General features: G+C 36.7%; 18 protein-coding genes. 17 read left to right on the top strand and 1 reads right to left on the bottom strand.

The window, feature by feature from the left end:
• Position 1: 1 nt before the first annotated feature.
• The 15 genes from EG339_RS20410 to EG339_RS20340 all read left to right on the top strand — a co-directional run bounded on the left by EG339_RS20410 (position 2) and on the right by EG339_RS20340 (position 18,248).
• Positions 2 to 1,477 (top strand): RagB/SusD family nutrient uptake outer membrane protein, encoded by a 1,476-nt coding sequence (locus EG339_RS20410; RefSeq protein WP_123871725.1) that lies wholly within the window; start codon positions 2 to 4, stop codon positions 1,475 to 1,477.
• A gap of 67 nt (positions 1,478 to 1,544) precedes the next feature.
• Positions 1,545 to 2,936 carry a glucoamylase family protein gene (locus EG339_RS20405; protein ID WP_123871724.1) on the top strand — a complete coding sequence of 464 codons (1,392 nt, stop codon included), beginning with the start codon at positions 1,545 to 1,547 and terminating at the stop codon, positions 2,934 to 2,936.
• Positions 2,937 to 3,112: 176 nt separating this feature from the next.
• The gene (locus tag EG339_RS20400; protein ID WP_123871723.1) at positions 3,113 to 3,814 is read left to right on the top strand and encodes a carboxylesterase family protein; all 702 of its coding nucleotides are present in this window, start codon (positions 3,113 to 3,115) and stop codon (positions 3,812 to 3,814) included.
• Between the two features lie 74 nt (positions 3,815 to 3,888).
• Entirely contained in the window at positions 3,889 to 6,216 is a 2,328-nt protein-coding gene (gene bglX, locus EG339_RS20395) for a beta-glucosidase BglX (protein ID WP_123871722.1), read from the top strand.
• A 90-nt stretch (positions 6,217 to 6,306) separates the two neighbouring features.
• A complete protein-coding gene (locus EG339_RS20390; protein WP_123871721.1) occupies positions 6,307 to 6,696 on the top strand; it encodes a hypothetical protein in 390 nt (129 codons plus the stop codon).
• Positions 6,697 to 6,916: 220 nt separating this feature from the next.
• Positions 6,917 to 7,330 (top strand): hypothetical protein, encoded by a 414-nt coding sequence (locus tag EG339_RS20385; protein WP_123871720.1) that lies wholly within the window; start codon positions 6,917 to 6,919, stop codon positions 7,328 to 7,330.
• A gap of 439 nt (positions 7,331 to 7,769) precedes the next feature.
• Positions 7,770 to 9,197 carry an adenylosuccinate lyase gene (purB, locus tag EG339_RS20380; RefSeq protein WP_047096071.1) on the top strand — a complete coding sequence of 476 codons (1,428 nt, stop codon included), beginning with the start codon at positions 7,770 to 7,772 and terminating at the stop codon, positions 9,195 to 9,197.
• A 46-nt stretch (positions 9,198 to 9,243) separates the two neighbouring features.
• On the top strand, positions 9,244 to 10,209 hold the full coding sequence (locus tag EG339_RS20375; RefSeq protein ID WP_123871719.1) for a WG repeat-containing protein: 966 nt from the start codon (positions 9,244 to 9,246) through the stop codon (positions 10,207 to 10,209).
• A gap of 15 nt (positions 10,210 to 10,224) precedes the next feature.
• A complete protein-coding gene (locus EG339_RS20370) occupies positions 10,225 to 11,652 on the top strand; it encodes a serine hydrolase (RefSeq protein ID WP_123871718.1) in 1,428 nt (475 codons plus the stop codon).
• Between the two features lie 181 nt (positions 11,653 to 11,833).
• Positions 11,834 to 15,529: a phosphoribosylformylglycinamidine synthase gene (locus EG339_RS20365; RefSeq protein WP_123871717.1), complete on the top strand. Its 3,696-nt coding sequence runs from the start codon at positions 11,834 to 11,836 to the stop codon at positions 15,527 to 15,529.
• Positions 15,510 to 15,923 (top strand): barstar family protein, encoded by a 414-nt coding sequence (locus EG339_RS20360; protein ID WP_123871716.1) that lies wholly within the window; start codon positions 15,510 to 15,512, stop codon positions 15,921 to 15,923. The genes EG339_RS20365 and EG339_RS20360 overlap by 20 nt, the downstream gene beginning before the upstream one ends.
• A 382-nt stretch (positions 15,924 to 16,305) precedes the next feature.
• On the top strand, positions 16,306 to 16,935 hold the full coding sequence (locus tag EG339_RS20355; RefSeq protein WP_123871715.1) for an SGNH/GDSL hydrolase family protein: 630 nt from the start codon (positions 16,306 to 16,308) through the stop codon (positions 16,933 to 16,935).
• The gene (locus tag EG339_RS20350; RefSeq protein WP_123871714.1) at positions 16,935 to 17,267 is read left to right on the top strand and encodes a gamma-glutamylcyclotransferase family protein; all 333 of its coding nucleotides are present in this window, start codon (positions 16,935 to 16,937) and stop codon (positions 17,265 to 17,267) included. The genes EG339_RS20355 and EG339_RS20350 overlap by 1 nt, the downstream gene beginning before the upstream one ends.
• A 68-nt stretch (positions 17,268 to 17,335) precedes the next feature.
• Entirely contained in the window at positions 17,336 to 17,524 is a 189-nt protein-coding gene (locus EG339_RS20345; protein ID WP_123871713.1) for a bacteriocin-like protein, read from the top strand.
• Between the two features lie 265 nt (positions 17,525 to 17,789).
• On the top strand, positions 17,790 to 18,248 hold the full coding sequence (locus tag EG339_RS20340) for a GyrI-like domain-containing protein (protein ID WP_123871712.1): 459 nt from the start codon (positions 17,790 to 17,792) through the stop codon (positions 18,246 to 18,248).
• A 103-nt stretch (positions 18,249 to 18,351) separates the two neighbouring features.
• On the opposite strand, the gene EG339_RS20335 is transcribed toward EG339_RS20340, so the two are convergent.
• On the bottom strand, positions 18,352 to 18,705 hold the full coding sequence (locus EG339_RS20335; protein ID WP_123871711.1) for a diacylglycerol kinase family protein: 354 nt from the start codon (positions 18,703 to 18,705) through the stop codon (positions 18,352 to 18,354).
• A 250-nt stretch (positions 18,706 to 18,955) separates the two neighbouring features.
• On the opposite strand from EG339_RS20335, the gene dnaN reads away from it, so the two are divergent.
• Both dnaN and pheT read left to right on the top strand, forming a co-directional pair.
• Positions 18,956 to 20,086, top strand: coding sequence for a DNA polymerase III subunit beta (gene dnaN / locus EG339_RS20330; protein WP_045498178.1), 1,131 nt, complete (start codon positions 18,956 to 18,958; stop codon positions 20,084 to 20,086).
• Between the two features lie 786 nt (positions 20,087 to 20,872).
• The gene (gene pheT / locus EG339_RS20325; protein WP_123871710.1) at positions 20,873 to 23,275 is read left to right on the top strand and encodes a phenylalanine--tRNA ligase subunit beta; all 2,403 of its coding nucleotides are present in this window, start codon (positions 20,873 to 20,875) and stop codon (positions 23,273 to 23,275) included.
• Positions 23,276 to 23,322 lie beyond the last annotated feature (47 nt).

The following is a 23,322-nucleotide window of genomic DNA, read 5'->3' as shown; positions in this document are numbered from 1 at the left end:
AATGAAAAAAAATAAGATACTGTTAATTTCTTTAATGTTATTAGGTTCTGTAACAGCTGTTCAGAGCTGTAGTGATGATTTTATTGATGTATCACCTTCTGAATCGATGACGATTAATGACCTTGAGAAATTTAATAACAACAATGGAGCTACTTACTTTGTTAATTCCATCTATGCGAAGTTTTTAGATTGGAATATGAGTACTTTTGCATGGATTGGGGTAACTTCCATCATTTCAGATGATGCAGATAAAGGATCCACAGCAGGAGACAACGGATCTGATAAAGATATTCTGGATGCTTTGAATATTACTGCTACAACTCCTTCTTTTAAAGAACTATTTGCTTCTAACTATCAAGGAATTAATAGATGTAATGAAGCTTTAAAATATATTCCGCAACTTGATAAAGCAAGCCCGGAATTACGTAAAAGGTTATTAGGCGAAGCGAAATTTCTTAGAGCATTTATGTACTTTACACTCGTAAGGTCTTTTGGAGGCGTTCCTTTAATAGACCGCGTTCCTGTTCTTGGAAATGAAGATGATAAGAAAATGCAGCTTACAAGAGTTTCTAAGGACGAAATATATGCATTTATTGAGAAAGATTTAAAAGATGCCATAGAAGCATTGCCTCCTAAATCTGCTTATGGCTCCACAGATGTAGGGAGAGCTTCAGTAGGAGCAGCTCATGCATTATTGGCTAAAGTATATCTTTACCAGAAAAAATGGCAGTTGGCTGTTGAACAGTGTAATCTGGTTACTGGGTATTCATTGACACCTAATTTTATTGATATCTATAAAGTTTCAGGAGAAAATAATGCCGAGTCTATCTTTGAAATTCAGGGATCGGGAAGTGATGCAGGCAGGGCGATACAGCAATACAGTAAGGTACAGGGTGCCAGAGGTTCCGGAGGATGGGGCTGGGGATTTGCAACACCAACCCAGGGACTTTATGATGCTTATACAGCAGAAGGAGATTCTATAAGAAGAGACGCTACTATCATTCATAGAGATATGACACTATATGATGGAAGAAAAGTTCCTGCAACTGTAGAGAATAAATATTACAATTATAAAGCATATTCATCAGCATTTTATGATAAAGATGCTACAGATACCAATATCCGTTATTTAAGATATGCAGAAGTCTTATTAATTAAAGCAGAAGCTCTTAATGAACTGGGGCAAACCAGTGATGCTATTCCGTTACTGAACGAGGTAAGAAAAAGAGCTAATATAGCACCAACTGCAGCTACTTCACAAGCAGATGTAAGAGTTGCAATATGGAAAGAAAGAAGATTAGAGCTGGCTTTCGAGCACGACAGATGGTTTGATCTTGTAAGAACAGGTCAGGCACAAGCTGCAATGGCTGCAGATGGAGGAAAAAAATTCATCGTTGGAAAGCATGAATTATTCCCACTTCCTCAGGATTTCATTATGGAAGCAGGAGGACTGTCTCAGCAAAACCCAGGATATTAACAAACAACCATAAACTAGAGGAGAGTGAAAATTCTCCTCTAATTTTATAACCAGTAAACAGATACCAATGAAAAGGACCCTATTGTCAATTGCCGTAACTTCTTTATTCTTTGCCTATTCCTGTAAAAATGCTCAGGCTCCAAAACCGGAAACCGTAAAAAATAATGGAGTTAAAAGTACCATTACGGATGAACAGCTGATGGATAAAGTGCAGAAAGATGCATTGAAATATTTTTGGGACTATGCAGAACCCAATTCGTTCTTGGGAAGAGAACGTTATCATGAAGATGATATTTATCCTGATAATGATAAACACGTTATTACAACGGGAGGCTCAGGGTTTGGACTGGCAACTTTACTGGTAGGAGTAGAAAGAGGATTCATTCCAAGAAAAGAAGCTGTAAAAAGGCTGACCCATATGATGGATTTCCTTGCTAAGGCCGATCGTCACAAAGGTGCATGGTCACACTGGATCAATGGTGAAACCGGAAAAACAGTTCCTTTCGGAAAGAAAGATAATGGTGGAGACCTCGTAGAAACAGCATTCCTTACTTCAGGAATATTAATGGTGCGTGAATACTTTAAAAACGGAAATACAGAAGAAAAAGCTCTGGCAGCAAAATGTGATGAACTTTGGAAAGGAATTCAGTGGAACTGGTATACCAAAGGCGGGGAAAAAGTATTGTACTGGCACTGGTCACCGGAATACCAATGGGAAATGAATTTTCCGTTAGAAGGCTATAATGAATGTCTGATCACTTATATCCTTGCTGCATCTTCACCTACCTATTCCATAGATGCCGAAACTTATTATAAAGGCTGGACCAGAAACGGAACCTACCTTACAGACAAAACAAAATACGGATTACCTCTGTATGTAAAACATAACTATGCCGAAGAATACGGCGGGCCGCTTTTCTGGGCCCAATATTCATACATCGGGCTTGATCCTACAGGGTTATCGGATAAACTGGTGAAAAACTATTTCGATATTAATAAAAATCAAACCCTTATTGATTATAAATACTGCGTTGAAAACCCGAAACAATGGAAAGGTTATGGCCCGAACTATTGGGGGCTAACAGCAGGATACACAAGAAATGAAGATGGAAGTACAGGCTATACCGCCCACATGCCGGGTAATGACAATGGAGTGATTACCCCTACAGCTGCTTTGAGCAGTTTCCCGTATACCCCAAAAGAATCCATGAATTTTCTTAGGTTTATATACACACAAAAGCCTGAGTTCATTGGATCTGCAGGACCTTATGATGCAACATCCATCAATTATAACAATTGGTTCACACCAAGATACCTTGCCATCGATCAGGGAACAATAGCACCAATGATTGAAAATTACAGAACCGGCTTTCTTTGGAAGCTGTTTATGAATGCTCCCGAAATTCAACAGGGATTAAAAAAACTGAGTTTTCAGTCCTCAAAATATGGAATAAAGTAATTGATTGGAATAGTTTCACAAAAACAGTTTCAATCAATATAAAAATAAAGCTTGCTGATAAGTATAATTGTTCAAATATAATAATCTGCTCAATCTGAACGATCTGTGAGAGAAACAAAAATTCAGCAGAAAGTAAAAACCAAGTCCACAGGCATTAGCCAAAACCTGATAGCATTATGAAATTAAAACATCTTCCCCTATTATTATTGCCGTTTTCCTTACAGCTTAATGCCCAGGAAATTAAAGCAGAACTGAATAAAGAAGTTAAACGCCAGGAGAAAATGTCCTATATATTGGATTATCCTAAGAATACAAAAGGAGACGTTCCGTTGATCGTTTTTCTTCATGGTTCAGGAGAAAGAGGAAATAATCTTGAGCTCGTAAAAGCACACAGCCCGTTCACTTATAAGAACCTGATTAAAGAACCGGTGGCTATTTTAGCTCCGCAATGCCCGGCAGGCAGTTGGTGGGATACCGTAACAGTATATCATCTGATCAAAGAAATTCAGAAGAAATATAAAATTGATGCTTCCAGAATTTACCTTACGGGGCTTTCTATGGGAGGCTGGGGTACTTTAAAGCTGGCTATGGAACATCCTGAAATGTTTGCGGCAGTAGCTTCAGTCTGCGCACCTACAGATCAGGTAATGACTGCTAATATTCAACAGTTTAAAGATTTGAATATGAAAATATTCCATGGTGGAATGGATGATATTGTATTACCTGAAAATGCCTTTAAATTTTATCAGAAACTCCATCCGGTGAATCCGGCCGCAGAATTGGTAATTTTCCCTAATGATAACCATAATTCATGGGATTCTGCTTACTCAAATCCACAATTATACGAATGGATGCTGTCTAAAAAGAAAGATAAATAAACTGGAAATACAAATTTCGTGTATACGAAAGAAGACCCTATAAAATCAAAACAATAATATAAGAAGATAGATTTATGAAAAAGTTAATTGTACTAGCAACCCTGGCGCTTTCGCCAGTGTTTTCCGCTCAGGAAATGGTGGATAAGCCTGTACAGTCTTACCAGACTGCACAATATCAGGCCAGGAAGAAAGCCTTTGTAGACAATCTTTTATCTAAAATGACCTTAGATGAAAAAATCGGCCAGATGAACCTTCCCACTTCCGGAGATTTTACTACCGGGATGGCACAGAGTTCAGATATCGGGAAAAAAGTAGAACAGGGATTAGTAGGCGGATTATTCAATATAAAAGGGGCAGATAAAATTAAAGCCGTTCAGAAAGTAGCTGTTGAAAAAAGTCGTCTGAAAATTCCGATGATCTTCGGAATGGATGTTATTCACGGCTATGAAACCACCTTTCCCATTCCGTTAGGTTTAGCCGCTTCATGGGATATGAACCTGGTACAGCAGTCTGCAAGAGTGGCCGCAAGAGAAGCCGCTTTCGATGGAATCAACTGGACATTTTCGCCAATGGTGGACATTTCCCGTGAACCAAGATGGGGAAGAGTTTCCGAAGGCTCAGGAGAAGATCCGTATTTAGGAAGCGAGATCTCAAAAAATATGGTATATGGATATCAGGGGAAAGACCTGGCCAACGGTACCAATATATTAGCTTGTGTTAAACATTTTGCCCTGTATGGAGCCGGTGAATCAGGAAGAGATTATAACACTGTTGATATGAGCCATGTAAGAATGTTCAATGAATATTTTCCACCTTATAAAGCAGCTGTAGATGCTGGGGTAGCTTCAGTAATGGCCTCTTTCAATGAAGTGGACGGGGTTCCTGCAACAGGAAACAGGTGGCTTCAGACCGAAGTATTGAGAAATCAGTGGAAATTTAAAGGATTTGTAGTGACGGATTATACCGGAATCAATGAAATGGTGGATCATGGTATGGGAGATCTTCAGCAGGTTTCTGCATTGGCTTTAAAAGCCGGTGTTGATATGGACATGGTAGGAGAGGGCTTTTTAACCACTTTAAAAAAATCATTATCCGAAGGAAAAGTTACCCAGGCCGAGATTGATATGGCAGCAAGAAGAATTCTGGAAGCAAAATATGATTTAGGTCTTTTTGATAATCCATACAAGCATGGGGATGCAAAACTGGCCGCTAAAGAAGTATATAATCTGGAAAACCGCAATATTGCAAGAAGCGTTGCTGCACAGTCAATGGTTTTACTGAAAAATGAAAATCAGGTATTACCTTTAAAAAAATCAGGGACAGTTGCTGTAATCGGTCCATTGGTAAACAATTCAATGAACATGGCCGGAACATGGAGTGTGGCTACAAAGCATAGTGCTTCAGTGAATTTAATGCAGGGGCTTCAGGCAAATTATGGTAAAGACGTAAAATTCCTTTCCGCAAAAGGAGCCAACATTGATTATGATGCAAAACTGGAAGAAATTTATGCCGCTCACGGAAAGAAAACTGATAGAGACAGCCGTTCAAAAGAAGAACTGTTAAAAGAAGCAGTGGATGTTGCCAATAAAGCTGACGTTATTGTTTTAGCTATTGGGGAATCTGCAGAAATGAGCGGGGAATCTTCATCAAGATCAGAGATAACCATTCCACAGTCTCAGGTTGACCTTTTAAATGAATTGAAAAAGACAGGAAAGCCAATCGCAATGATTCTTTTCACAGGTCGTCCATTGGCATTAACGAATGTAAAAGATATGCCAGATGCAATCCTTAATGCATGGTTCCCAGGATCAGAAGCAGGAAATGCAATAGCTGATGTTATTTTCGGAAAAGTAAATCCATCAGGAAAACTTCCGATGACTTTCCCAAGAAGCCTTGGACAGGTTCCTATTTACTACAATGCTAAAAATACCGGACGCCCGCTGGATCAGAAACTGACGGATAAATGCGAATACCAAAGATTCCGTTCCAATTATATGGATGAATGCAACACTCCGCTGTATGCATTTGGATATGGATTGAGTTATACAAGGTTTAACTATTCAGATATCAGTATATCCAACGCCAATCCGAAAGGAAACCAGACCGTTCAGGCTTCTGTAACGGTAACCAATTCAGGGAATTATGACGGGGCAGAAGTTGTTCAGTTATATATCAGGGATATGGTGGGAAGTATTACAAGACCAGTAAAAGAACTGAAAGGCTTCCAGAAAATATTCCTGAAAAAAGGAGAATCTAAAAAAGTAACCTTTGATATCACCCCGGAAAGCCTGAAATTCTACAACGGAGATTTGAAATACGACTGGGAGTCAGGAGAATTTGATATCATGATCGGAACTAGCTCTGATGAGGTGAAGCACTCAAAGATCAACTGGACCAAGTAAAAAGTAATATTTTTTTTCACAGTGATGTGTTTTATGATTTTTTGGCATGATTTTTAATAATATCCTGCACAATTATAATAATACAACAACATGAAAAAAACGATTTTATTGAGCGCAATGTTCCTTGGTACTTTAGCATTTGCACAACAAACACCGGTATTGGGTGGCGATAAAGATGCTCACGGATGTATCGGTTCGGCTGGATATACTTATTCACAGATCAAGAAAGACTGTGTTAGAACTTTTGAACAAAAGATCAAATTAAAAGAGGTTGCTACAAAAGGAGATTATATTGCAGCCGTTATTTTCAGCAAAGACAAAAAGAATGCTGAAGTTTTTGTAAAAGATGGAGAAAGCAGAAGCATAATTCTTACCAGAGCAGGAAAAGCAAAAGTTTGGAAAAAAGATGGTTATGTACTGTCTCCTTACAAAAAAAACGGTTTTCAGCTTAAAAAGGATAATGTTGTAATCTATCAGTAAGATCGGTTTTCAAAGAAAGATAAAGTCACTCGTAAGAGTGGCTTTTTTTGTGGATACAAACTATAGGAAATAAATTGTGCCAGGCCTTTCAGTGGGGTAGACAGAACCGGAATAATAAAATAAATAATTGTTCAGTGAATTATATTTTTGTAACTAGGAATGAAATTAATATCTTTATTTTCCAAATACTTTACCCTACTGAAAACTTAATAATTAAAATATGAAAAAACCAATTTTATTTAGCATGATGTTCCTTGGATCTTTAGTTTTTGCCCAACAGAAAACTCCGGTTTTGGGAGGAGACAGAGATGTTCATGGCTGCATAGGCTCCGCAGGTTATACCTATTCACAAATCAGAAATAGCTGTGTGCGGGTTTTTGATCAGAAAATCAAATTAAAGGAAGTAGGCTCAGATAAAAGCTATACTACCATGACGGCAGTTATTTTTAGTAAAGACATGAAGCGGGCTGAAGTTTTTATTCCGGAAGGAGCAGCCAAAAGTATTATCCTGGATAAAGAAGGTAAAGCAAAGGTCTGGAAAAGCGGAAGCCATATTAAAGAAACTTATGTTTTGGTTCCATACAAAAAAACGGGCTACCAAATTAAAAAAGATGATGTAGTCATTTATCAGTAAGAGAAAATTTTCACCAATCATAAAGCCACCCGAAAAGGGTGGTTTTTGTTCGAGATTATATTTTTTTATATCAATTATCTTGCCTTATACCGTGCGACCTGTTTATAATACGACAGGTTCTGTCGTTGTGCTATGCTAGCTTTGTAAGAGAAAACTGAGAACAAATTATGGATTGAAAATATGCTCATATCTTAAAAAAAACATATTAAATCATGTCAAAGTGATTTGAAACTATTGAGGGTACTATAGTCTCCAGACTTTGAGCCTATAAAAACACTATATTAATTGATGTAAATATTAATAATAATTCAGAAACACGATCCAATAAATAAAGATATTCAAAATTTCATCATTTAACCTCCACAAAAATCATAAAACCAGAATTTTCATCTCTCACTGAAAAACCGTATTTTTGTACATCTAAAAAGTAAAAGAACGAATGAATTCCTACAAAAATCCATTGGAAGAGCGCTATTCCAGTGAAGAAATGTTGTTTAATTTCTCACATAATAACAAATTCCGTACCTGGAGAAAGCTTTGGATCGCTTTAGCAGAGATCGAAAAAGACTTAGGCCTTGAAATTACAGACGAGCAGATCGCTGAACTAAAAGCTAACGCTGAAAATATCGATTTTGATAAAGCAGCAGAGTATGAAAAAAAATTCCGTCATGATGTAATGGCTCACGTTCACACTTATGGTGATGTAGCACCTTCAGCAAAAGGAATTATTCACTTGGGAGCTACTTCAGCTTTTGTAGGAGATAATACAGACTTAATTCAGATCCGTGACGGACTTTTAATCCTGAAGAAAAAGTTGGTGAACGTAATGAAAAACTTAGCAGATTTTGCGATTCAGTACAAAGACCTTCCCACATTAGGATTTACACACTTCCAACCCGCACAGTTAACAACAGTAGGAAAAAGAGCAACGCTTTGGTTACAGAGTTTGGTTCTTGATATCGAAGAATTGGATTTCTTCCTTGAGACCCTTCGTTTCAGAGGCGTAAAAGGAACTACAGGAACTGCTGCAAGTTTCCTAGAACTTTTCAACGGAGATTATTCTAAGGTAAAGCACTTAGATAAAGAACTTTCAAAAAGATTCGGATTCGAAAAAGTTTTCGGAGTTTCCGGACAGACTTACGATAGAAAAATTGATGCTAAAGTAGTAGCATTATTAGGAAATATCGCTCAGTCAGCTCATAAATTCACTAACGATTTACGTTTACTTCAGAACCTTAAGGAAATTGAAGAACCATTCGAGAAAAACCAGATCGGTTCATCCGCTATGGCATACAAGCGTAACCCAATGAGAAGCGAAAGAATCGGGGCATTGGCAAAATATGTAATGTCTCTTACAACAAGTTCCGCAATGGTAGCTTCTACACAATGGTTCGAGAGAACATTGGATGACTCTGCCAACAAGAGATTAACCATTCCTCAGGCATTCTTAGCCGTTGATGCAATTCTATTGATCTGGAACAACATCATGAACGGAATTGTAGTTTATCCAAACAGAATCAACAAACATATTGAAGAAGAGCTTCCTTTCATGGCAACAGAATATATCATCATGGAAGAAGTGAAAGCAGGTGGTGACCGCCAGGAAATTCACGAAGTAATCAGAGTGCATTCTATGGAAGCTTCCAAGAAAGTGAAGGAAGAAGGAAAAGAAAATGACCTGATCGAAAGAATCCTAAACGATGATTCTTTAAAATTAGATAAATCAAAATTAAAAGAAGTTTTAGATCCGAAAAACTTTATCGGGTTTGCACCAATTCAGACCGAAGAATTTGTCAAGAACGAAGTGCAGCCGATTATAGACCAGAATAAAGATTTAATAGGATTAGAAGCTGATCTTAAAGTATAAATAATATGCAGCCTTTTGGGCTGCATTTTTTATTTTAAATCCAACCATGAACAAAGTCCTTTTACTCATTTCAATAATCCCCGTACTTGCTTTCTCTCAGGAGAAAGAAGTTTTAAGATATTTTAAAACCAAAGAATCCTTAGTAGGCGTAAAAAACCAGAAAGGAGAAATAGTCATTCCTGCACAATTTAAAATTTACTCAGACCTTGAAGATGGAGAAGTTGTAGAGGGTGAAACCATTCTCTTTGACGGCGAGAAAAAAGGTGCAAAGCCTCAGAAGCATACCTGGGGATATGTCTATGACAGAAAAGGCAACTTCCTTTATACTCCATTCCTATATGATAACGGCCCTGACTATTTTGTAGAAGGACTGAGACGTTTCGTTAAAAACGGAAAGATAGGTTTTGTGGATAGAAACGGAAAAACAGTAATTGAACCCAAACATGATTTTGTTGACCATTTTACATATGGTTATGCTTCATTTTGTGATGGGTGTAAAAGGAATGATGAGGACGGGTATATAAAAGTGTCTGGTGAGAAATGGGGAATGATGAATACCAAAGGAGAAACGGTGCCACCGCTTACCAAATATTCTGATAAGGATGTGAAAATTGTCGGGAAATATTATCCATATCCTTTTCAATACAATGAAAAAGAAAAAAATATTCTCCGGTTCTTTGATCAGCAAAATAAACTGTTGGCAGACCTTTATTATGTAAATGTTTACAATAAAATCCCAGAAAAAGAAAAGAAGCTGTATTTTGAAATTGTAGAAAGGCCCAAAGAAAATTTTCCCTATTATCAGGTAAATACTTATGATTACACAAAGCATGATCTGGGAATGCTCTATCGCTTTAAATTCCTGGTTTCAGAAGATGCTAAGAACGTTTATACTATAAAATCATATAACGAGCAAAAAGTTCCTTTTGAAGAGTGGCTGAGAAATGAAATAAAAGAAGCAGAACAATATCAGAAAGAACATCCTGATAACCCTAATAAATTCAAAAAATAACCAGAATTAAACCTAATGAGAAAAAATATACTTGTATTCATCTTTGCATTGGCATTTGCGAAGCATCATGCACAAAGTGAGAAAAAAGTCTACTCAATCATAGATGCAGCTGCCCAGAAGGTGGCCAAAGAGTCCAAAGCATACTCTGTTTCCGTTGGAATTATTAAAGATGGAAAAATCTACACCAAACACTATGGAGAGATTGATAAGGGAAAAGGAAATAAAGCAAACGATGATACTTATTTTGCCATAGCTTCCGTTACCAAGCTTTTTACAGGTCAGCTATTGGCACAGGCAGTTCTGGAAGGGAAAGTAAATCTTGATGATGATGTGCGTAAATACCTTAAAGGATCTTATCCTAATTTAGAATATAATGGTATCCCTATAAAAATAAGGAACCTGATTTCTTACGAAACAGCACTCCCAAGAAATCTTCCTAATGATGATGAATTAAGGAAAAATATGACGGATGAAACCCCTTTTCTTTATGAGAAGCTCAACAAAGGGTATACAAAAGAAGACTTTAAAAAGGATCTGGCCACTGTTACATTAAATACAGAGCCCGGTAAAGAATATAAATACAGCAATTTAAGCCTTGAATTGGCCGGTCTTATGCTCGAAAATATTTACGGGAAAAGCTATGAAACCCTTTTGAAAGAAAATATCTTTTCAAAAGCTGGAATGAACCATACCAAACTTGAACTGGGAAAAAATGAAGCCCAGGCCAACGGATATCATGAAAATTATCGTCTGATGCCTGTTTCACAAAGCCTTTTATGGGGCTCAGGTGGTTCAAAAACTGAATCTACAATGGGTGATATGGTGAAATTCTTAAAAGAAGAACTGAATCCGCAAGATAAAATAGTACAGGAATCCCAAAGAAACATTAACAATAGCAAAGAAGGCTGGTATGGATATTTTTGGGATAAATACTGGATTACCCAACATGGTAAAAGAGGATTTAAACATGGCGGATCCTACGGCATAAATAGCCTGTTTACCGTATTTCCTGAACTGAATATCGGGATCTGTATGATTGTGAATATCAACGGGCCTGAAACATTTACCGCACTTTATAATGGGACGGACAGTTTAATAGCCGATCTTATTTCAACTTCAGATAAAAAGCAGGTATATGGGTATTCCGTAAAAGGAGATAAAATTGTTTTCTCTTACACCCATCCGAAAAATCTGAACGGAAATCTTATCAATACAGTTTCTGTAGCAGGAAGTTTTAATAACTGGGATCCTGAAAATAAAGAATATCAAATGATAAAAAAGGATAAAAACCTTTATGAATTGGAGGTTCCTGTTTCTCGATTTGAAAAAGGGAAGCCTTATTCTTTTAAATTTGTATTGAATAAAGAAGAATGGATTGGGGCTTCTAAAAATGCATCCAATAATGATGGCTCTAAAGACAATAATCTTGTGTTTACATTATAGGAAAAAGATTGAGGCTAAAGAAAGTAAAAAGAGTAAATTTGTACTCAATAATGTAGGGTGGATGATAACCCCAAAAATCAGGCAGCACAGGCGAAGAAGTAAATAATAACCGGGTGTTGTAGGCTGAACTCAGAAAGGTAAAAGAAAAATAAATCTAATATTAAATAAAATCTGACATCTAATGTCTAATAACAAAAGAATTTTCGTAGAAAAAAGAGGAATTTTCGATGTTGAAAGTCCAAAAATTTTTGATGAAGTAAAAGCAGTTGTTCCGGCAATTCAAAGTGTGAAAGTCTACAACGTGTATGACATTTTCAATTTGAACGACGGGGAATTTGAGAAAGTAGTGAATAATACTTTTGTAGATCCTGTAACTGATATTTTACATACAGAAAACCCTGCAAAAAGCATCCACTTCGGAATGGAGTTCCTGCCTGGTCAGTACGACCAGAGAGCAGACTCTGCGCAACAATGTATCGCTTTATTAACAGAGAATGAAAAATCAAAAGTAAGAAGTGGAAAACTGATCGAGTTTACAGGAGTTTCAGAAGCTGATTTGGTGAAGATCAAAGATCTTTTGATCAACAAAGTGGAATCTCAGGAAAAAGACCTGTCTGTACTGGATATTCCTGCTGATGAAGCCCCTTCAAAAGTATTGATCCACGAAAATTTCATCAGTTTCAACGATGCTGAACTTGAAAACTTCTATAACAATCATGGTTTTGCATTAGGATTAGATGATCTTAAATTTATTCAGGAATACTTTAAAACCGAACAAAGAAACCCTACAGAAACCGAACTGAAAGTATTAGACACCTACTGGAGCGATCACTGTCGTCACACAACTTTCGAAACAGAACTGTCAGATATTCAGTTTGAAGGAAAATTCAAACACACATTGGAAACTATTTTCAATGACTATATCGAAAAAAGAAAATTCTTAGGCCGTGAGCTGAAACCGATCTCTTTAATGGATCTGGCAACAGTATGCGGTAAATATTTCCATAAAACCGGAAATCTGGATAACCTTGTGATTTCTGATGAGATCAACGCATGTACCATCCAGATTGAAGCAGAATACGACGGTAAAAAAGAACCCTGGTATTTATTATTCAAAAACGAAACACACAACCACCCAACAGAAATTGAACCTTTCGGAGGAGCTTCCACTTGTTTGGGAGGAGCAATCAGAGACCCTTTATCCGGAAGATCATTCGTATTCCAGGCGATGAGGTTAACCGGTGCAGCAGACGTTTTGGAACCTGTAGACAAAACATTACCGGGTAAATTACCTCAGAAAACCATTACAAAACAGGCCGCAAACGGATATTCATCTTATGGTAACCAGATTGGTCTTGCTACCACTATGGTTTCCGAAATCTATGATGAAGGCTACAAAGCCAAAAGAATGGAAGTAGGTTTTGTTACCGGAGCCGTTCCTGTAGATTGGGTAAGACGTGAAAAGCCGGCAAACGGAGATTCTATCATTATCTTAGGAGGAGCAACAGGCCGCGATGGAGTAGGAGGCGCAAGCGGAAGTTCAAAAGAACAGGACGAAACCTCTATCCATACCATGAGTTCTGAAGTTCAGAAAGGTAATGCCGTAGAAGAGCGTAAAATCCAGAGATTATTCAGAAATCCTGAAGTAACGAAGCTGATCAAAAAATCAAATGACTTCGGAGCAGGAGGAGTTTCTGTAGCGATTGGTGAAATTGCAGATTCTTTGGAAGTAAACCTTGATGTATTGCCATTAAAATATGAAGGACTTAACGGTACAGAACTCGCTATTTCCGAATCTCAGGAAAGAATGGCCGTTGTGGTAGATCCGGAAGACAAAGAAAAATTCATCAAATTCTGTGAAGCTGAAAACATTGTAGCAGTAGAGGTAGCAAAAGTAACAGACTCAGGAAGAATGCAGATGTTCTGGAAAGGAGATAAAATTGTTGACCTTTCAAGAGCATTTCTGGATACGAACGGATGTTCAAAATCTCAGGAGGTAAAGATCAATCACCTTGAAGACGTAAAAGCAGAAACTAAGGCTTTCAACGAAGAAAACTTCCTGAATACCCTACAAGATAAAAATGTAGCTTCCCAGAAAGGGCTATTGGAAATGTTTGACTCTTCCGTAGGAGGAACAACTGTAGCGATGCCTTTAGGTGGGAAATACCAGCAAACCCTGATGGAAGGAAGTGTACAGACACTACCGATCTTAGGCGCAAAAGATATCAAAACTGTTTCCCTTGCAAGCTGGGGATTTGATGCTGAAATCTCAAAACAAAACTCATTATTGGGAGCATCTTATGCCGTAGTAGAAAGTGTAGCGAAGGTTGTTGCCATGGGAGGTGATTATAAAAACATCAGATTAAGCTTCCAGGAATATTTTGAAAAGCTAGGTCAGGCTCCTGAAAAATGGGGTAAACCATTAGCTTCCCTTCTGGGTGCTTATGATGCACAGATCAACCTTGGCTTAGCCGCTATTGGTGGTAAAGATTCCATGAGTGGAACCTATCAGGATCTGAATGTTCCGCCAACATTGATTTCTTTTGCATGCGCAAACGGGGAAAAACAAAATATCATTTCTCCGGAATTTAAAGCAACAGGAAACAAAGTATATTTCTTCAACCATATCGCTCAGGAAAATGGCCTTCCAAACTATGATGCTTTAAAAGAGATTTACGAATTCATCTTCGAAAACATCAAATCAGGAAAAATCGTTTCTGTAAAAACAGTAAAAGATGGTGGAGTAGCCGTAGCATTGGCAAAAATGAGTTTCGGAAACAGATTGGGAGCTGAAGTTAATGCTGATGAAACCATTTTATTAGCTAAAAATATCGGTAGCTTAATCATTGAGGCTAAAGAAGAGCTAAGCAATATATCTCTACAGTTAATTGGAGAAGTAAAAGATTCGGGACTTTTAAAGATCAACAATCTTGAAACCCGTATCACAGTTCTCGAATCTGCATACACAGGCACCTTCGAAAACCTTTTCCCGACAGTAGAAAAAGAAAAGATTACGGTTGAAATTGACGAAAAATCAAACTCAATCAATCCAAGAAATATCATCATCAAAAAACACGGAATTGCACAGCCTAAAGTATTTGCACCAGTGTTCCCGGGAACAAACTGTGAGTATGACACTTTAAATGCATTCCAGAAAGAAGGCGCTGTAGTAAGCAGTTTACCTTTAATTAACATCAGTCACCAATTATTAGATGAAAGCATTGATGCGTGGGTAGAAGAGATCAGAACCTCTCAGATTCTAGCCTTTTCAGGAGGTTTCTCAGCGGGTGATGAGCCGGATGGTTCTGCAAAATTCATTGTCAACGTTTTAAAGAACGAAAAAATGAGAAATGCAGTTCACGAATTATTAGACAGAGACGGTATGATTATCGGGATCTGTAACGGGTTCCAGGCTTTAGTTAAATCCGGATTATTACCATACGGAAGAATCAAGGATCTTGATGAAAACTCTCCAACATTGGCTTACAACGCCATCAGAAGACACATCTCTCAGATGGTCACTGTAAAAGTAGTGAATGATGAAAGCCCATGGTTAAAAGGAATGAAAGGTCAGACCTTCACTATTCCGATTTCTCACGGAGAAGGACGTTTCATGGCTTCGGAAGAAGAAATCAAGAAGTTGTATGAAAACGGACAGATCGCAACGCAGTACATCGATTTCGATGGAAACATTGCCCACGGAATGCCATTCAACCCGAACAATTCATTATTCGGAATTGAAGGAGTTACCAGCCCATGTGGAAAGATCTACGGAAGAATGGGACACCCGGAAAGATTTACGGAAGGTCTCATGAGAAACATACCAACCGCGAATTATCACAACATATTCAAAAACGGTGTTGAATACTTCAAATAACAATACAAGAAAAATGATCGTCATCCATGGCGGTCATTTTTCATCTTTAAACGGTTTCTACGAAGAAGTTTCCAGGACATTGATGAAAGATACAGATTGGAAAGTAGGAACCTTAGATGGTTTTGATGATATTCTTTACGGTGGCTTCGGAGTTTTTGAAAACCAGGAAGAAGTTGAAATCGTTTGGAAAGAATCACAAAAGTCAAAAGAAGATTTAGGGCTCATCGCCACCCAAGAATTCTACGAAAATAAGATCAAACAGGGAAAACCTTTTAATGTAGAATTGGCTCAACAAAAATTAAATGATCTAATAGACGGGAAAGGGCAGACACTGTTTGATATTCTTATAGAAATTATCGAATCGCATACCAATATTACACTGATCTTGGATTGAGAGTAATGAGTAGAAAATTTACAATAATTTCAAAGTTTTCTACCCAATTTCATTCAATCAACTTGTTGATTCTACCTTAGCTTCCTAAAAAATATAAGGTCTCTATAATAAACCTTTGCGTCGAAAAAATATAATTAACCATTAAGAAAAACTAAGGTTCATCAAAGATGAATTCAGAATGCTGTTTAATCAATAGCTTTAGCTGTTCTCTTAACACTTCTTAATCATTAAAAATGCTTAATGGTTCAAAATTTTCGTACTACAATTTTAAATTAAAAAAATCTCGCAGATTAGGCTGATTTAGCAGATTTTTATCTTACTTTGAAAAATATTTGTAAGCTTTGGACAAGAAGCAAAATCAATAAACAAAAGAATCAATTGAATGAAGAAAATAGTATATGGACTGTTCTTTGGAGACAGTATAACCTATGGAGAATATGATGGCGTTTTTGGAGGTTGGGTGGATATTTTAAAGAGATATGCCCTACAGAAATTCCATGAAGGAAATGGTGATGAGCTGATCTTATTCAATTTGGGAATTGGCGGCGAAACAACAGAAGGATTATTGAAACGAATGCCTGTAGAATTGGAAGCAAGAAATTCAGCCGATGGAAATTTGGTCTTTATAAGCTATGGAGCCAATGATCTTGCCGTCAAAGAAGGAGTGCGGGTAGTGGAACCTGAAAAATTCAGACATAATATTATCACAGCTATTCAGCATGCCCAACAGTTTTCCAAAGATATCTACCTGGTAAGTATTCTTCCTGTTTCCAAAAATATAGACGGGGTGGTGGTTAGTTCAGGAAAATTAAGATCAAATGAAGAAGTGGTTGCTTATAATGATATTCTTAAGAGTATTGCAGCAGATTACTCTTTAGGGTATATTGATTTTCATTCGGCATTGTTTGAAGATAAAGAGATCCTGCTTTCTGCAGACGGTGTTCATCCCAATGAGAAAGGTTATGGAATGATGGCCGAAATTGCAGTTCCAATCATTGAAAAATATTTATAATGCCTTATTTATTCTCTTACGGAACCTTACAGAAAGAGCAGGTTCAGCTGGAAACTTTCGGACGCATTTTGCAGGGAAAAAAAGATGTTTTATCAGGATACAAACTGAATATGCTTGAAATTACAGATCCGGAAGTTCTAAGAAAGAGCGGTCAGAAATACCATCCCGTTCTGGAGTTCTCAGGAAATGCTGATGATGAAATAGAAGGCGTGCTGTTTGAAGTGACAGAAGCAGAAATTCTTCAGGCCGATGAATACGAAGTAGATGACTATCAAAGAATAGAAACCGTTTTTAAATCCGGAAACAAAGGGTTTATTTATGTTGGAAAATAAGTCAGTCCCTCATTTTATCTTTGGTGAGTGAATTTTATTTAGTAGTTTTAAGCTACAAAAAAATTACTATGAAAAATCTAAAAAGAATTAAAAGGCAAGAGTTAAAAACAGTAAAAGGAGGAGGAGTAAACCCACCTATGATTATTTATCCCAAAGATGAAAATGGAAATTGCAGCACTTCACCCTATTACTACTATTGTCCAAAATATGACGGATGTATGACGGGGGCAGCATGGGATGCTTATTGTCCTTTATAAATTAAAAATAATTTAATGAACAGAACGTTTCTGAAAATTATTAATTTTCAGAAACGTTTTATTTAAAACCATACCATCAATAGAAACGGGCTTTAGCCCGTTTTTATATTTAAAACCTATCCATTGGCTTTAGCCAAAACATAAAAATAACCATTATTATAATTTGAAATATTATCATCTATCAATCATCAGGTGTCTAAAAACCTCCTGACAAACAGTTGTCACAACTGCCATCTATCTTTGACCTACAACAAAAAATCAAGAAATGAATAACGTAAAAGTGGAACCTTTTAAGGTGATCGGAATTGAAGTAAGAACAACCAATGAAAATGAACAGGCAGCAAAGGATATTCCTGTATTATGGGAAAAATTTATGAAAGAAAATCTGTTGAATAATATTCCTAATAAAATAGATAATACTATTTATTCCATTTATACGGAGTATGAAAAAGACCATACAAAGCCATATACTACACTATTAGGATGCAAAGTAGAAAGTCTGGAGAATATTCCGGAAGGAATGGCTGGGAAATCTTTTGATGGTGGAGATTATGTAAAATTTACAGTAAAAGGAAACTTGGCAGAAGGTCTGGTTATTAATGAATGGCTTAAAATCTGGAACATGGATTTGGGAAGAACCTTCACTGCTGATTTTGAGATATACGGCGAAAAAGCACAGTATCCTTCCGATGCAGAGGTAGATATTTTAATTGCTGTAAAATAAGGGTAATAAAAAATAAAAACTATCTTAATTAACAAAAAATCAGTTGAAGACGTGATATTCCCCTCCTACGGAGGGGGCTCAAATCATAGATTTGACAGGGTGGTCAAAAAAAATACTTCCAATACACAAGAACTCCAATAACTGCAGAGGCAATGGCTATAAGTACAACTGCTCCGGCAGCAATATCTTTAATAAAACCTATTCTTTCATCAAAATCAGGCTGAATGATGTCACATATCTTTTCAATGGCGGTATTGAAAATTTCTGCGCTTAAAACAGCGGCAGAAGCCATGAGAATAAGAGCAGCATCTGTAGAAGTAAGTTTTAGATAAAAAATAAGGAACAGATTGAGAAGGGAGGCCAGAATCTCAATCTGAAAATTCCTTTCTGTTTTTAGCATTGCCAAAACACCCCGGAAAGCATTTAAAAAACTTTTATGAATCGGTGGTTTTTGCATGTTGTTTTATTTTTTTCAACAAAGATAGTTTTTGTATTTTGATTGTTGCGGTTAATCTGCTATATTTGGAATATTAAGATTAATATATCCGGCGGTCAATATTTTAGTGCAAAAATATACAGCTATGGAAACCAGAACGTAATATCGGGTCTGAAACACCATTGACGATCTTTGTTAAAAACTCGTCAGGAATATTCTTTTCTTTATTGTATGTATTTATTATATTTGTAGAAACTTATTTTATAAATCTATGAAATTTATTATTTCAAGTGGTGAACTGCAGAAGGCGTTGCAAACTGTAAGTGGCGTAATATCAAGCTCTCAATCGAGACCGATTTTAGAAAACTATCTTTTTGAATTAGACGGAAATAATGTTACCATTACAGCATCTGACGGCGAGACAACTCTTGTAACTTCCCTGGAAGTAAAGTCTGATGATTCAGGTAAATTTGCTGTTCCTGCTAAAATTTTTCAGGATTTTATCAAGACATATGGAGAACAGCCTTTAACATTTGTTGTAAAGGACAATGCTGAAGGAACTGGAAGCCAGCTTGAGATTTTAGATGAAAAAGATAATTTCGCAGTAGCATTAGATAACGCTGATGACTATCCTGAATTACCGGAATTTGACGCTTCCCAAAGTGTAGTAATGCCGGCTGGAGTATTGTCTGAAGCTTTAACCAATACATTATTTGCCACCAGTAATGATTCTCTTCGTCCGGTAATGACAGGAGTATTATTCCAGTTTGGGGAAAATGAAACCAATTTCGTTTCTACAGACTCTCACAGGCTTGTTGTTTACAAAAGAGCAGACCTGATGAATGCTGAACCAATGGAATTTATCATGCCTAAGAAACCTTTGAATATCTTCAAAAATATTCTGGCAAGCTCCAATGAAGACGTGAAGATCGACTTCAATGAGAATATGGCCAAGTTTACTTTTGGTAAGCATATCTGGATCTGTAGACTGATTGATGGTAAGTATCCAAACTATACGGCGGTAATTCCTAAAGAAAATCCGAATGTATTAACCATCAACAGAAATCTCTTACTAGGAGCTATCAAGAGAGCATCGATCATGTCTAACAAATCTACCAACCAGGTAAGATTCAAGCTTTCAGGAAATATTCTTCACCTTCATGCAGAAGATACGGAATATGCGAACAAAGCAGATATGCAGATCCCTTGTGACTACAACGGAGAAGATATCAATATCGGATTCAGTTCTAAATTCTTAACGGAAATGTTGACAATCCTAGGATCTGACGATATCACAATGAAAATGTCTCAGCCAAACAGACCGGGAATTATTGAGCCGCTTGACGGGCTGGAAGAAAACGAAAATATCTTAATGTTATCAATGCCGGTAATCGGGTTGTAATAGTAAAATAACAAATAAAAAGAAGCTGGAGTAATCCGGCTTTTTTTATTTCTAACCTTTTCTAATCAGGATATTAAACCGTTAAGAAAAATGAAGATTTTAAGGAAAGTTAAGTTTCATCAAAGATGAATTTAAAATGTTGCTTAATTAATAGCTTCAGATATTTCAAACTTTTCGTAACAATACTTTCTTTAGCCTTGCTGAGTGAAACGCTTCTACGCTCTTAAAAATCATACGGTATAATTAAAAATCTTAGCGCATGTTGCGTCAAAAAATAGAAAAATCTTACTGATTATAATTTAAACGCTAAGTTTGCAGGAATAGTATTTTGAAACAGCATATTTTCATTCGCAAGGGCATTTCATTCAGCAGAGACAGTAAGTGATAAGACAAATGGAGACCTAAAAGAATGCCTGATCTTTAGTGAAACGCTTCTGTGATCTTAAATACTGTATAATTATAAAATCTTAGCATCTACTGCATAAGTAAAAGAGATTAATACAAATGAAATAATTACAATCTATTCGTGTATTTTAAATGGATTGCTTAAATTTTATGAAGAAGCAAAGTAGAGATTGATTTACTCAGTCTCCGGAACAGGAAAAAATGAAAATTAATTCTCTTAAAATCGCTCTGAAATTTCTGTATTTCTCAAAAAAACACGACATTTGTACCGCGAAAAACCGACTCAATTATTGAACGGGATTTCAAATAAAAGTTTCAAAAATAGGGCAGATGAAACCTTGTGTTTTGTTTGGCGAATTAAACAAGTAGATAGATAAGCAAATGAAAATATCAAACAACTGGCTGAAAGACTTTGTAAAAACGGAATTGAAAACTGAAAGAATCGGTGAATTCCTTACAGACATAGGTCTTGAGGTTGAAGGGATAGATAAATTCGAAAGTGTAAAAGGCAGCCTGGAAGGAATTGTTGTAGGGAAAGTATTAACCTGCGAAAAGCATCCGAATGCTGATAAACTGAAGAAGACAACAGTAGACGTAGGAAACGGGAAGATACTGAATATCATTTGTGGTGCTCCCAATGTAGAAGCAGGACAAACTGTGCCTGTAGCTGTTGTAGGAACAAAAATCTATGATAAGACCGGAAACTTTTTTGAAATTAAAGAAGCAAAAATAAGAGGTGAGGTTTCGCAGGGAATGATCTGTGCAGAAGACGAACTGGGTCTTAGCGAAGATCATGGTGGAATTATGGTTTTGGATGAAACCAAATATGAAGTAGGAAAGAATTTTGCCGACTATTTTGAATTAACAAATGACGAGGTAATTGAAATTGGTTTAACACCCAACAGAACTGATGCCATGTCTCATTATGGGGTGGCGAGAGATCTGCATGCTTTTCTTTCTACCAACCAGCAGAAATCTCAGTTTAATAAAGTAGCTTCTGAACCGTTAAATAGCGAAGGTTCTCACGATTTCAAACTTGAAATTGAAGATGCTGAGCTTTGTCCAAGATATATTGGTGCGGTGATTGAAAATGTAAAAGTTGCAGAATCTCCAAGCTGGTTAAAAGACAGATTAAAAGCCATCGGATTAAGCCCGATTAATAATGTTGTAGATATTACCAACTATATTCTTCATGGATACGGGCAGCCGCTTCATGCATTTGATGCAGATAAGATTGCAGATAAAAAAGTGAAAGTAGGCGTGGTAAAACCGGGAACAAAGTTCACTACTTTAGATGGAGTAGAAAGAACACTGAACGGTACTGAAATCATGATTAAAGATGGTAAGGATACGCCAATGTGTATTGCCGGAGTTTTTGGTGGCGAAAATTCAGGAGTATCTGAAACTACAAAAACAATATTCCTTGAAAGTGCTTATTTCAACCCGGTAGCGGTAAGAAAAGGAGCAAAAGTTCACAGTTTGAATACGGATGCTTCTTTCAGATTTGAAAGAGGTGTAGATCCTAACCTTACCAGAACAGCCATTACCCATGCTATTAAGATGATCCAGGAAATTGCTGAAGGGGAACTGGTAGGGGAACTTTTAGAAGAATATCCTAAGAAAATAGAAGATAGCTATGTGATCTTAAGATTCTCTAAGATTGAACAGATTTTAGGAACAAAAATTCACAGAGAAAAAGTAAAAGAAATCCTGAAGGCATTGGAAATTCAGGTTTTAAATGAAATTCCTAATGGTTTTGAAATCTCTGTTCCTGCGTACAGAGCAGATGTAACAAGAGAAATTGACGTTATTGAAGAGATTTTAAGAATCTATGGATATAATAAGATTGATGCTCCACAAAAGATTTCATTTACACCGGTAAAACTGAGTGCAAACGATCAGGATGAATTGGAAAACAGCTGGGCGAGAGCTTTACAGAGTCTTGGTTTCCATGAAGTAATGAACAATTCTTTAACTTCTGTAAAAGATGAAACGGATGCTGTAAAACTGTTAAATCCTTTAAGTGGTGACCTTGCATTCATGAGAAAATCTTTATTGGAAGGGCTTCTTCAGAATACGGTTTACAATATCAACAGAAAGAATCAGGATATTAAGTTCTTTGAATTAGGAAAGATCTATCATAAAAGAGATAAATACGAAGAAAGAAAACAGTTAGCCATTATTGTTTCAGGAAGAGATGTAGCAGAGAACTGGTTACAGCCTAAGTCTGCAGTAAGCTTCTACAACCTTAAAGCTTATGTAAAGGTTGTACTGGAAAGATTAATGGTAAACTATAAAGAAGTACCTTTAACTGATGAAAGATTCTCAGATGCAATAGCGTATGAAGCTGATGGGAAAGTTTTGGCAAGAATTGGTAAGGTAGCCCCTGCATTGCTGAAAGATTTTGATATTGATCAGGATTGTTTCTATGCTGAAATAGAACTTGAACTGGCTCAGGAGTTACGTTCTAAAAACGAGCTGAAGTTTAAAGACATTCCGAAATTCAACAAGATCAGGAGAGATTTAGCATTATTGATTGATAAGAATATTAACTACCAGGAGCTATATCAAACAGCGAAGAAGAATAAATCTCCGTTCATTAAGAGCATCAACTTATTCGATGTATATGAAGGAAAAAATCTTCCGGAAGGGAAGAAGTCTTACGCAATGAGCTTCGAGTTGCTAAATGAAGAAAAAACGCTGGAAGAAAAAGAAATCACAGAAGTAATGGATTCTTTAATTAAATCTTTCCAGAAAGAATTCAACGCAGAGTTAAGATCATAGTAAAGAAATATAATAATTTATAAAAAGCGGGCTTTAAAGCCCGCTTT

This window comes from Chryseobacterium bernardetii (genome assembly GCF_003815975.1).
GTDB classification, from domain to species: Bacteria; Bacteroidota; Bacteroidia; order Flavobacteriales; family Weeksellaceae; genus Chryseobacterium; species Chryseobacterium bernardetii.
This window is presented reverse-complemented; position numbering and strand designations above follow the sequence as displayed.